Annotated in this window: 11 protein-coding genes; 8 read left to right on the top strand and 3 right to left on the bottom strand. The window is 46.2% G+C overall.

The window, feature by feature from the left end; translation table 11 throughout:
• Nucleotides 1-151 precede the first annotated feature (151 nt).
• Nucleotides 152-1,270 (top strand): glutamate 5-kinase, encoded by a 1,119-nt coding sequence (gene proB, locus ACWAU4_RS05600; protein ID WP_208126106.1) that lies wholly within the window; start codon nucleotides 152-154, stop codon nucleotides 1,268-1,270.
• Nucleotides 1,267-2,526 (top strand): glutamate-5-semialdehyde dehydrogenase, encoded by a 1,260-nt coding sequence (locus ACWAU4_RS05605; protein ID WP_208125615.1) that lies wholly within the window; start codon nucleotides 1,267-1,269, stop codon nucleotides 2,524-2,526. Before proB ends, ACWAU4_RS05605 begins: the two co-directional genes overlap by 4 nt.
• 84 nt (nucleotides 2,527-2,610) lie before the next feature.
• Here the strand turns inward: ACWAU4_RS05605 and ybaK are convergent, their stop codons facing one another.
• Nucleotides 2,611-3,084, bottom strand: coding sequence for a Cys-tRNA(Pro) deacylase (gene ybaK / locus ACWAU4_RS05610; RefSeq protein ID WP_071238071.1), 474 nt, complete (start codon nucleotides 3,082-3,084; stop codon nucleotides 2,611-2,613).
• 397 nt (nucleotides 3,085-3,481) lie between these two features.
• Complete coding sequence (locus tag ACWAU4_RS05615) at nucleotides 3,482-3,775, bottom strand: DUF3144 domain-containing protein (RefSeq protein ID WP_025009906.1); 294 nt, start codon at nucleotides 3,773-3,775, stop codon at nucleotides 3,482-3,484.
• Between the two features lie 869 nt (nucleotides 3,776-4,644).
• Between ACWAU4_RS05615 and ACWAU4_RS05620 the strand changes: the two genes are divergently transcribed.
• From ACWAU4_RS05620 to ACWAU4_RS05635, 4 genes are all read left to right on the top strand, one after another.
• Entirely contained in the window at nucleotides 4,645-5,439 is a 795-nt protein-coding gene (locus ACWAU4_RS05620; RefSeq protein WP_025009907.1) for a hypothetical protein, read from the top strand.
• Between the two features lie 1,377 nt (nucleotides 5,440-6,816).
• Nucleotides 6,817-7,215: an SMI1/KNR4 family protein gene (locus ACWAU4_RS05625; RefSeq protein ID WP_208125616.1), complete on the top strand. Its 399-nt coding sequence runs from the start codon at nucleotides 6,817-6,819 to the stop codon at nucleotides 7,213-7,215.
• A gap of 139 nt (nucleotides 7,216-7,354) precedes the next feature.
• Complete coding sequence (locus tag ACWAU4_RS05630; protein WP_028780673.1) at nucleotides 7,355-7,729, top strand: hypothetical protein; 375 nt, start codon at nucleotides 7,355-7,357, stop codon at nucleotides 7,727-7,729.
• A 1,212-nt stretch (nucleotides 7,730-8,941) separates the two neighbouring features.
• A complete protein-coding gene (locus ACWAU4_RS05635) occupies nucleotides 8,942-9,973 on the top strand; it encodes a DUF4272 domain-containing protein (RefSeq protein WP_208125617.1) in 1,032 nt (343 codons plus the stop codon).
• A gap of 195 nt (nucleotides 9,974-10,168) precedes the next feature.
• Here the strand turns inward: ACWAU4_RS05635 and ACWAU4_RS05640 are convergent, their stop codons facing one another.
• Entirely contained in the window at nucleotides 10,169-11,119 is a 951-nt protein-coding gene (locus ACWAU4_RS05640) for an IS30 family transposase (RefSeq protein ID WP_115389073.1), read from the bottom strand.
• Nucleotides 11,120-11,232: 113 nt separating this feature from the next.
• On the opposite strand from ACWAU4_RS05640, the gene ACWAU4_RS05645 reads away from it, so the two are divergent.
• Nucleotides 11,233-12,141, top strand: coding sequence for a hypothetical protein (locus tag ACWAU4_RS05645; RefSeq protein WP_054744758.1), 909 nt, complete (start codon nucleotides 11,233-11,235; stop codon nucleotides 12,139-12,141).
• 33 nt (nucleotides 12,142-12,174) lie between these two features.
• Complete coding sequence (locus ACWAU4_RS05650) at nucleotides 12,175-12,687, top strand: lipocalin family protein (RefSeq protein WP_025887891.1); 513 nt, start codon at nucleotides 12,175-12,177, stop codon at nucleotides 12,685-12,687.
• Nucleotides 12,688-12,733: the final 46 nt, after the last annotated feature.

The following is a 12,733-nucleotide window of genomic DNA, read 5'->3' on the forward strand; positions in this document are numbered from 1 at the left end:
TATTTTGAGGGTCATACTTTGTATGGCCCTTTTTGTATGAGATACCGCAATAAATAACGATTTTATCCACTTGAAGGCCTACTGCCGCTAGGAATCAGGCGACGGATTGGGTATAAGATTTATCCCCGACTTTTTTAAGCAAATACAAGTGATGAACTTGAGTGACACACGCTACCGCCGGGTAGTGGTAAAACTGGGTACCAGTGTACTTACCTCCGGCAGCAAGCGCCTGGACAAGGCCCATATGGTCGAACTGGCCAGGCAGATGGCGATCCTGATGCGCGCCGGTATCGAAGTGGTTTTGTGTACCTCCGGCGCCATTGCCGCCGGGCGTGAGCATCTGATGTATCCGGAGTTGCCGGATACCATGGCCAACAAACAGTTGCTGGCGGCCGTGGGCCAGAGCCAGTTGATTCTGGCCTGGGCGCAGTTGTTTAGTATTTATGGTCTGCACGTGGGGCAGTTGCTGCTTACCCGGGCGGATCTCCATGATCGTGAGCGCTATCTCAACGCCAGAGATACCCTGAATGCGCTGCTGAAACAGAATATTATCCCTATCATCAATGAAAACGATGCCGTTGCCACCAATGAGATCAAGGTAGGGGACAACGACAACTTGTCCGCCCGGGCAGCGCTTTTGTGCGATGCCGACTTGCTGATCCTGCTGACAGACCAAAAAGGCTTGTTCGATGCCGATCCGCGCTACAATCCCAATGCTCATCTTATCAGCGAAGTGGCCAATATCGACGACAGCCTGCGGCAACTGGCCGGCGGCTCGGTTTCCGGATTGGGTACCGGCGGCATGGCAACCAAGCTGGAGGCGGCCGACATAGCTCGCCGCGCCGGTATCGAAGTGGTTATCGCCTCGGGTCATCATCCGGATGCCATCGAAAAAATCGCTGCTGGCGAGTCAGTGGGGACTCACTTCTGTGCCATCGAAACCCCACTGGAGAGCCGCAAACAGTGGATCCTTGCCGGGCCCAAGGCCAAGGGGAAACTGACCTTGGATGAAGGCGCGGTGCGGGCGGTAACCGAAAAGGGCCGCAGTCTGCTGTCCAAGGGGATCATCGCCGTCGAGGGCGAGTTTGAACGCGGCGCCACAGTGCAACTCTTGGATCCCAAGGGCCGTAAACTGGCGCGGGGGATCTGCCGCTACAGCGCCGCGGCCCTCAAACGTATCGCGGGCCAGCATTCAGATAACATTGAATCCTTGCTGGGCTATGACTATGGTGATGCAATAGTGCACCGCAACGACATGGTGGTTTTATGACAGCTGAATATCTGCAACAACTGGGGCAAAGGGCCAAGGAAGCCAGCTTTGCCCTGGCCAATCTTTCCGGCACCGCCAAGCAGCAACTGCTGCACAATATCGTTGCCGCTCTCAAGGCCGATGAAGCGGCTATTCTCGCGGCCAATGAGCAGGATGTAGCCGCGGCCAAAGAGGCCGGCCTCAACGCGGCCATGATAGACAGGCTGTTGCTGGATAAGCCGCGCCTGGCTGGAGTCATAGCCGATATCGACAATGTGATTGCCCTTGCCGACCCCATTGGCCGCGAGTATGACAGCCGGATGCTGGATAACGGCTTGCGCCTGTGTCGCCGCGCCGTGCCACTGGGGGTGATAGGCGTTATCTATGAGGCCAGGCCCAATGTGACTGTGGATATTGCCGTGCTGGCCCTTAAAACCGGCAACGCGGTGATCCTCCGTGGTGGCAAGGAAACCCTGAAATCCAACCAGGCGCTGGCCAAGGCGATTCGCCAGGGCGTTAAAGCCAGTGGCTTGCCGGAAGATGCGGTGCAGCTTATCGACAACCCGGATCGCACCCTGGTTACCGGCCTGCTCAAGCTGGATCAATATGTGGACATGATAGTGCCCCGCGGCGGCGACAAGCTGCAGCGGCTCTGCGCCGAACAGGCGACTATCCCGGTTATTCTCGGCGGTATCGGCATCTGCCATCTCTATCTGGATAAGGCGGCCGATTTGGAGAAGGCCATTCCTGTCATTCTCAACGCCAAGGTGCAGCGCCCAACCGTATGTAACGCCCTGGATACCCTGTTGGTGCATAAGCAGATAGCCAAGGAGGCATTGCCCAAGGTGGCCAAGGCCTTAGTCGATGCCGGAGTTAAGCTGGTAGGTTGCCCCGAGACTGTGGCTATTCTTGGATCCGAGCAAGTGGCCGCCGCCAGCGAGGATAGCTTTGCTACCGAGTGGCTATCTCTCAATCTGGGGATCCGGGTAGTCGATGATATCCAGCAGGCCATAGGTCATATTCGCCGCTATTCCAGCGGTCACTCCGAGGCTATCCTCACGGATGATATCAATGCTGCTACCGAGTTTATGAACCAGGTGAATTCGGCGGCGGTTTACCTCAATGCCAGCACCCGTTTCACCGATGGTGGCCAGTTCGGCCTGGGCGCCGAGGTGGCTGTCAGTACTCAGAAACTGCATGCCAGAGGCCCCATGGGGCTGGAAGCACTGACCACCTACAAGTGGTTGGGTGTCGGTGATTACATCGCCAGAAGTTAGTGTTTACTTCTCTTTAAAGGCTTTCAGAGCATCGTATAACCCAAGCCCCGCAGTTGCGGGGCTTTTGCTTTGGCCGCTTACGATTCAGCTCTTGATAGCCGCAAAACTGCCGTGGCAGAGCTTGGCCAAGTCTTCTGCGGCAAGACAGATCTCCAGTCCGCGGCGACCGGCACTGACATAGATGCTGTCAAACTCCTGGGCGCTGGCGTCTATCACTGTAGGTAACTGCTTTTTCTGCCCCAGAGGGCTGATGCCGCCCACCAGATAGCCGGATGAACGCTGCGCCAATTGCGGATTGGCCATCACCAACTTCTTGGCCTTAATCGCCTTGGCAACGCATTTCAAGCTGAGTTGATGATTCACTGGCACCAGGGCCACCGCCAGTGGCGGTGACTTTTCATCGCTGCTGACCAGCAGAGTCTTGAATACCCGGTTGGGATCCAGTCCAAGTGCACTGGCGGCCTCTTCTCCGTAGGAAGGGGCATTCTTGTCGTGGTGATATTCGTGAACGGTAAAAGAGATCCCCGCCTTGGTGGCGAGATCGATTGCGGGTGTCACAAGTGTCTCCTTAGGTGATGGCGTGAGTAGCGTTTAGTATTGCGTTTTAATCCGGATATCTGTTGCGCCAAAACCTGTATAACTATCAAAATAGGTGTCATAGCATAAGCCTCAAGCCTTTCTGGGTCGAGACAGCGGGTCACTCTTTTAAGACTCAGTTTAAGAGCAAGACCACAAAGCGGCACAAAAGCTTAAGTATTAACTCAGACAATAGCTTAGAAAATAGCCAAGAAAAATAGCTTCAGACAATAGCCTAGATATCGGTGGCGATTCAATCTGAATTCGGGGCTAATCTAGGCTGGCAAAATCGATAGGCCAGGGAAGGGCTTTAAACATGAGTCAAGTCAAAATAAAACGCCCGGCATCAGGCTGGGCATTTTGAAATACTATGGCGGCCTTACTTCTGCGTTGCGCGGTAGTGGTCGAAATTCTCGATATAGTCGTCCATAGAGCCTTCAAGCATCTCCTTGTAGCGCTCCATATAGTAATCCATCATCTCTTGCTTCTTCGACTGCATCTGCTCCTTGGTGGCAAAACCGGTAGAGCCGAACCAGGCATTGTAGCGAGCCAGGGCATACATGAAGGAGGCACTGACTTCACCGGTTTGGACTTCAGTATTCTGGTTCTGTTTGTTGGCCAATTCGATGAGCTCACTGGCACGCTGAAAAAACGCCTTATCTGTATCAGACATCTGAGATTCCTGTTTAAAGTCGAGAGCTTGCCTCTCGGTATTAGGGTTAGCTTACCCTAGAGTGTTTTGCTGCAAACTGCTGTAATCCGCCTCACATTCCTGATTGCTAAAGCTCAACAAGCATGAGCTGAATTGCAAAGAGAGCAACTATCTTCCCAAATAGCCAATCATTTCGGCGCCGGCAGTTAAAACAGTATTTTATCGCTTTTATCTAATTTCTCCCTATTGGCGATTTTTTCACTTATCTATCCTGGTTATTGTAGATACAATTCAACTGCTTATGTTAGACTTTTCTTAACTGCAGCGGATATGACTCTCAGTGTAGTAGGCCATGATAGGGATATTGGCTTGACATAGTTCCCGGGGCGCTCTCGGCGGTTTTGGGGGATCTTCAGGGACGAAGTCAGTTTCGTGTCCGTGCGGTAGCTATGCCTGCAGCAAAATGTTCCGCAAAAGCAGCCTGTTTTAGATGGTTTGCGCGTTAATCTGTTGGCGGAATTAAAAATGTCAATAAAGCCAAGTGTATAGTGTTTTTTGGTAGATGGCAGATTTGGAAACTGTAGTGGCAAAAGAGCCTTTCGGTGAGGTTGAGTCAATGAAGTTTCCGAACAATATAATTCAGTTCACTGGAACCAACAGAAGCTAACAAGCGCATGCTGTCGAAAAATTAAGACGCCTGTTGTGGTCTATTTTTCACTAGGAATCTCTGAAGTTCTTTTAACGTCTGCTCCTTGCCTGCTTACTGTTGGGGGGACTTTTTTCGCTGCAACGGTAGCTAGCTTCAGAAATTAAATAACCATCCTTCGCTACGATAAGTAATCGTATCTATTTTAATACATAGAATTTTGTATTTTAACTAAGGGTTAACATTGAAGACGACTATTGAAACATCGCACTCTGAAATTATCTTTAATATTGAAGTTGATGACCTCGACTCTTTTGAATGTTTAAATGCGCTGGCCGATGTGTATCTTGATCTGAGTTATCAGATTGATGAGAAGCTCTCGGAACATGGTGTCAGTGTGGAATTCCACACGCTGTTCTATTCCATTAATGTTATGACCCCGGAAGGCCAGGTGGAGGAAGAGGAGGTGTTCGCTAAGTTTGTGGGTAACTCAACCCTGGAAGCGAAAGCGGCTACCTTTATCAGCAACGTTAATATCTGGTGTCGAACCCGTGACGACGACAGAATCTGGCAGGATGATGAAAATCCGCTGGCCGAGAACGCTGCTTATGTTTTGTGTATGCAGGATCTGAAATACATCCCGTTATATGTTGAGCTATTACTGCTGAACGATCTGGATCATGAGGTGTACCAGAATGATCATATCGAAGCCTTGATCGAAAAACACGGCATTTGTAAGCCTATGCTGACGCTGCTGGCGCATCGGGCAGGTGGCGCAGGTGGTCAGTGGGGGTCACTGCAGGTCGAAGCACACCAGGATGTGTTGCTGGATTATTTTGCTGAATATCCGCAACATCTTAAGTTATTTCTGGAAACCGGGGTTAAGTCCGTATACGATCAGTACATGGGTGGTGAGTTGTGGTTTGCAGCGATTCGTTTTTATGCGGATTTTATTGCCGATGAGAATGAGCGTGAAGATTGGTTAAGTCAGCAGGAACAAACCGCCTGGATTTATTTTAACAGTATTGATTTTGACTAATTGGAATAAAAGTCCTTAAAAATATAAAATAATTTCGCGTGGTTAACCTTTTTAAGGTGGTTCTTATGCCACGCCATTGTCGCTTCTTCGTTCTATTCCGAATGCTCCAGATTGCAGTGTTAAATAGATAAAAGAGTCGATACCTGAAACCAAAGATCTCCGGTATGGTTACTCTGGCAGTTGAGTTTTGGCGAGTAAGTATCAGCGGTTTAATTAGTATTATCTTGAATGGTAAGGATCGCGGATGTTGATGCAGTCTTCATCGGGAACTGTCTCATAGATAACGCAATACTGGAGTGCTTTCAAAAACTCAGCCAAAATCTGTGGTCACTTTTTGTAATTAAGACCAAGCCGATAAAATTGTGTTAGCTGTAGATATGTTGGTTTTCTCTAATTCTTTTCCAGTTTTTGTAAGGAAGTGCAACAAACAGGGTGATTCTGGTTTTACCAATCCACGAAAAAACACTGAGGTCGACACCTGCATAAGGAATTATTATGTCTATGCTTATAGGAAAGCCTAATGTTTCAATGTAAGTGCAAAACTCCACCATTTAGCTATTTAGATTATGAGATAATTGAATTGGATAAAAATAACCAAGGACAAGCTAGGTTTCAGCCGTGCAAAATTTGTGGTTCTGTCTGGGTCAATTATCTAATTGAAGAACCAAACTATACAAAATCTGGTAGGTGGTGGAGAGCTGAGACTTAATCTAGTGATTTTGGTTGTTTAAAAATTGAAAATGTTAAAAGCTATATTGAGTCACAAGAATCCTGTTTTGTTGGGGGGAGCTTTTACGAGCAAGATATACATAGGCAAAGTAAACCTATATACATAGACTAGTAAAAAGAAAAAACGTTGGTTCTCAGCATTAATAACGTGGTAGTTAGGCTCCGGTTATGCTTAAATAGGTTAAGTCTAATCAAACATCTGCAATGCCAGGCTCTTTTTATCTCAGTGTGCTTAAGTTACCTAGCGGTGCTTGGATGCAGACCGAAAGAAGACTAATTTGTCGTTCTATAATAGGGAGCTTGATTTTTGTTAAAGAGGCCAAATGATAGATTTCAGTATTTCACAAATAGGCGCGCTGATTCTGCTCCGGAATTTTAAGATTTCAAACTTGCTAGAGTCAAAAATAATAGGGGCACCATTAAAGGCTGATGTCTGGCATTTGCGTTGTAAAAAAATGAGCTGCTAAAGCTTCAGAAAGAATTGGCAGGAAAACTCAAACAAAATGAACAAAAATCTTCCCTAGGCTTGGTTCTTAAAGAAATTGATGAAATATGTAAAAATACAAATAATAGGCTAATTATTATTGCCCACTCTGGGCTGAACCTCGTTACGATTGGCTGTTGTCGGTATTATGCATAGAGGAAAGTATGGAATACGTAAACAAACCACCTGGAGTAAGTAGAGAATCGATTAGAGAGCTTGAAGAGGCTTTTGGTGTTAGCTTACCAAGTGAATTTTATGATTGGTGGCAGAAAAGTAATGGGGCGGACATCTTTTTTGGTTTTAAAGAGCTGCAATTTTTCTCAATCATAGAAATACTAGGTGAGGATATATACGAGTTAAAGAAGTATATGCCTAACTCAATACCTGTTTGCATGGATGGGAATGGTAATATTTGCGTGGCAAAAATTGTGCAGGAAAGAATTTCTGGCTATTACATCGCTAATTGTGGCGACTTAGGTTGGGATGAGGCCAAATTTGTTGCCAAGTCTCTTGTTGAATTGGTAAATGATCAAGTTTCGCCAGAAAGCAGGTTAAATACATGAAAAGTGATTGTGGTATTCTTTTTTAAAAAACACTGTTTTAACTTTGCCTAATACCCCTGTTCGCTAATTGCTTTAAGGTATTTGTTCGGTACAACCGTTTGCTAGAATTGTGTAACTGTTATTTTTATAGGGAGTGCTTGTGATATTGCCAAGTTATTATACGGAATGGCTCAGTAGTATTGATACAGCTGAAGTGGTCTATTACAGAGGGAGTGAATTCTATTTGTTCCCGGAGAGTGAGCTTGCTGATGAAGTCACGATAGATAAAAACACTGTCAACACCTTTAACCAGCTTTATGCTTTCATCAAAACTCAATTAGAAGTTTCCGGCAGCTCTCCTTTAACCATTGAGCAGTGCAGCTCTTGCATTACTATCGGAACTGATAATGGTAATCCAGTTTTTATTGATCTAATGCGCGAATCAGAATTGTTCTGCTACTACCTGGATGGTGGTTATGTTGAAGCCAAAGGTGGTAACTTGCTAAGCCTGACTATCGAGGCAAAAAACATATAGAAATCGATCAAGATGGAGCTCTTCTTTGCCAAATAACTGGAGACTCAGAAATTACTACTAAAGGCACGCTGATGTTCATTTTTTGGCTAGTTAAGGTTTACGATTAATCTCGCAATATACTGGTTATGTTGATGGAGTGGCATGCTTTAGTGGTCTGATCCTTGATTATTAATTAGAAGTTAGCATATTCCTGCTCGGGGTAGTAACCGAGTTTAACCAAGCCATACAGTAAGCTCTGATATTATGTGTATTAACAACTTAGGCAGCTACTATTGACAAGGTTATGAACTTAAGGGAATTGAAATTGTTTATTGGGAAAAGAGAGTAGACGTTAAGATAGTTTGTTATCAATTTTTACAGACATACAGGGATAGAATGTTAGTTGCCGTTGCATACATCATAGTCACCTTGCTGATGCTCATAATGCTATTAAAGAAAGGGCGCTCAAAATTGATGCTTTTATACTTTATGTTGGAGCTTTATTTTGGCGCGGTTGCGGTAGCTTCTTATATGGATTAGTTCGAAAAAAACACCAATATTAGAATGCGCTTAATTGGCGAGGCGTTCAACTCTGGTTTGTCCTATCTAATGTAGGGCAGCCTTAGAATCGAGCAAGTTGGTATCCACTGGTTAACAGTAATGAAACTTTTGGGTTTATTGGCTTTTGGGTGAGTGTTTTGGCTTTTCTGGTGTTAGTTGTTAGTAAGAGTTATGAATTAAATAAGATGGATTAGTTTCTAAAAAACGACATGTTGACAAAACAGCCTTGCGCTCATGGTGAATGTATCAGCCATTTTGAGTGTATGGAAATGCAGTTAATGCTGTTGGCGAATAACTTTTCTATAAGGTCGGCAGCGTCATTTGGGTTTAACTTCCTCTGGGTTTCAACTTCTGCATGGAGGTCGAATGGATTGGAAGAGGTGGATTTGATGCTTGGAAACCCAATAAGGATCGAATGATATCAGAGTTAAATCAAGGCTGAGATTATTTTGGATTTATACAATATGGTCGGTGGCTTTTTAGTCATGCATTTGATTGCGCCAGTCAAGAATCAAGATTGACTCAGGCATAATTGTTACTTGAAAAATTGTTTTAAATTTATAGGGTTATATTAAGCAAGCCTGGAGTGATAATCTCTCCGAAACTTTAGGCGATATTTTCATATGGTGACTGGTTGCACCCGGTAATGACTTAGATTGAAATGGAGTTTAAATGAGTATTTTAGTAAACGCGTATTCCACGCACCTTAATCCTATAGATATCTCTTTTCCACATGTGTTGAATAACAGGCGTGGTTTAAGTGACCCAGAATTGACAAACCACCTTAACGGGTTTCACAGCTATATCCTCGAAAGAGGAGGTAGTGAGATGACTAAAATAAAATATCATCTTCTGCGTCATATACAGAGGGTAAATCATCAGTTTAGCTTCGATCTGGAAGAGGCTCATTTGGACGATTTGTCTAGGTGGGCATTGGAGTCCAATTCGATCTTATTCCTCCCTGATGGAACTGTCCGAGATCCAAACGGCCATGTCCTATTTTACCCTGATGGACGTCAGGCCGATGACTCGGCATTCATTCCATTCCTGGACGCAAGCTATAGCCGCAAGCATCAAACAGAAACTCTGCTTAAAGCAAGGCATTTAAATGTTCCTCCAACTCCTCCTATACCTTGTGAGCATGAAATAAGCCTTAGGCCTGCTAGCGAGATTGTCCTTCGTGCAATGTCACTATTTGTTGTCGCCGTCCGAGCTGAGTCTATCGCAACGGGAGACCCGCTCGATATAGAGACGCTGAAGGAACGTATTCCAAGTGGCTTTGTTAATCTAAGTCCCGCAGAAGAGGCGTTTTTAAAGGCTGAACACCTTGATGATAGTCCTGATGAAAGCCTGGTAGTGCAGTTTGTTTGGCGATATGAGGCTGCGGCGCTATTGCTGTGGGTATTGGGTATTTTGCCTGAACTGCCATTTCCAGATTCCATTTGTGACGTGCCTGAAATTGCCAGGCTGATGCTCGATTCCCGCTCCTGGGAAGACAGGGTTGAGTTACGGGTGGTCGATGAAGTGCTGGACTGTTTGGACCTGCATTATCGGCTTCATTGGTTATGCCGTCAGGCCGGCATTGACGGGGCAGATATTTCCCCAGATATCGACCGAGGAGTTGTGCTTGAGCGCCATTATGCCCTCAATTGGCTAATCGGCTTTGAGAATAGTGATTGGGATGATGTGGACACTCCAACTTGATCTATATTCAAACAGCCTAATAAGCTGCGGCATGGATGCTTATTGGTTTTTGGTGCCTGTTAGTATGCGCTTACCATGAGCTTGCAACCGGTTTCCTCGTTTGCACTACAGAGGGAAACGGCTCTCCTGAATTTAATTTAACAGCTTTGGATTAGGTAAACGCGAATTCAACTCCGAAGTGCACCACTCGCTAAATTAGGCTGCCTTGCGTAATTCATTGAATACCGCAATAGGTTGCCTGAAGCCGAGGCACTTTCTCGGTCTGGCATTTAATGCCCGTTCAATCTCACTAATTTGCTTATCTGTTACCGTCCGCAAATCGGTGCCTTTCCGTATGTATTGCCGCAGCAAACCGTTGAAGTTTTCATTCAGTCCGCGTTCCCAGGACGAATAAGGGTTAGCGAAGTAGACATCCGTTTTAAGCTTTTCTGCGACCTGTTCGTGGTCACAGAACTCGCTGCCGTTGTCCGCAGTGATAGTTCGAACATAACCTCGATATTTCCACAGCATACCAACCATGGCCCGGGCCACATCGGCTGCGCTTTTCGCTGGCACTTTGCGTATCAGGTACAGCTTACTTTTTCGCTCAACCAGGCTAACAATCGCGCCCGTACCTTGCTTGCCCAGAACCGTGTCAGCTTCCCAGTCTCCGAACCGCTTTTTCTTGTTCACGATAGCGGGACGATGCTCTATGCCTACGCGATTCGGGATAATCACACGCTTCGCACGGTTACCTTTACGGTATCTTCGGTGACTCTGGCGTAGCTGTTTGTACAACTTGCCGCCGCATAATTTATCACGCTGGACATAGCCATAAATCCACTCGTGACTGACGTTATATCCGATGATTTTACCGACACCGGCTATTTGTTCCGGACTCCACTTCTCATTGAGACCGAACTCAACAAAGGTGATGGTCAGTCCAGATATTCTAGACTTCGCGGACTGACAACGGCGTTTTAGTGCCTTCGCCTGAGCGACTTCCGGCAAGTAATGGTTATCCCGAATTCGATTGCGATTTACTTCCCGGCTGATTGTGCTGTGACTGACTTTCAGACGTTTTCCTATCTCCCGATAACTGAAACCCTCGCGTAAATAGGCCTCAATCTGGTATCGTTGTCCCTCGATCAACTGCTTGTAATTCATGGTAACTACTCATGTTTGTTTGGCGACTACAGAGTATCACCAACAGGCAGTTGATCTCTCCTCACCGTTTAACCATGAGTGGTGCACTTATTATCTGAATTCGGGAATTATTAATGCTTAAAAGAGTCATCATCGGGATTGTCGTTTGCTTTGGCTTGGTCATGCCGATACAGGCGCAAACCTACAAAGGCACCTTGGGCAAGTATTCCATTATGCTTAGCATCCAGGATGATGCCGTGAGCACTTATATGTATACCCGTTACTTGAAGGAGATCCCTCTGGAGCGGGAGGGGTATACCTTTTATCAGCGTTACAGTTCGAAAGAGCAGAAGCTGGAACTGTTCGAGCTTCGCTTGGTAGGGGGAAACCTGCAAGGCACCTGGCAGAATAAACAAAGGGTTTTGCCTGTGCATCTGACGCCGGTTGAGCAAAGCCTTGCCGATTATCGGGCTGAGCATATGAAGTTTACCCTGGTCGGGGAAAAACAGTTTGCTAAGCAAACCATTGAGCTAATCAAAGAAGATCACAGCAACTTTGCTTTTTACCGGCTCGGCAAAGGGTTTACTCAAGCCCAGCAAGCATTTTTAAATCCGCTGCTGGCAAAATTGCACCGGGATTACGTCTCGAATTTTCTGCAATGTGAAGAGGCATCATACGAACCTCAAATAAGCCTGGTCTCTGATGAGTATTTTAGTGTCGTTATTCAGTACCAGATTTCTTGTGGTGGGCCGCATCCTGAGTATGGTGAGCAGATGTTGAATTTTGATCTCAGCAAACTGGCGCAGTTGCATGACCTAACGGAACGCTTCCCCAAGTTGGACTATTACTCCTTGTTGAAAGAGAAATATGCGAATAACAATGAGCTACAAGCTGAATGTGAGTACTTCGAATCCCGGGACAACTGGGCGATGGTGAAATGGCGACTCACCGCGGATGGGGTCATCATTCAACCTTACTATGGTCATTCTATGGCACCCTGTGAAGTTGATTTCTTTCTGAGTACGCAGGAGTTGAATGATTAAAGCTGACAGAACTATGAGTAAATGGGAGGCATCATGAGAAGAATTTTATTGGTTGTGTTTGCGGCTTTGCTCAGTGGTTGCCTGGGTATGCCAGATTCGGTCAAACCTGTATCAGGGTTTGAACTGAACAACTATTTGGGCAAGTGGTATGAGGTGGCTCGCCTCGACCATTCATTTGAGAGAGGCCTCACGCAGGTTACGGCCGAGTACAAGATGAGAAGTGATGGTGGCGTTTCTGTGCTCAACCGGGGCTACTCAGAGGCTGACGGCGAGTGGAAAGAGGCGGAGGGCAAGGCGTACTTTGTTAACAGTGATACCGACGCTTATCTGAAAGTTTCATTTTTCGGTCCCTTTTACGGCTCTTATGTGGTCTTTGAATTGGATAGAAAAAACTACAGTTATGCCTTCGTTTCCGGGCCAGATACCGATTACCTGTGGTTACTGTCGCGAACGGCGGTTGTTGAGCCTGAGGTAATGGACAAATTTATTCAGATGTCGGCCGAACGCGGTTTTGATACCAGTAAATTGATCTTTGTCGCGCAGTGATAGACATGGCTTAGGGCAGCATAGAAATAGTTTCAGGCAGATAGCC

The sequence above is a fragment of the Shewanella sp. FeAMO genome (assembly GCF_053653955.1).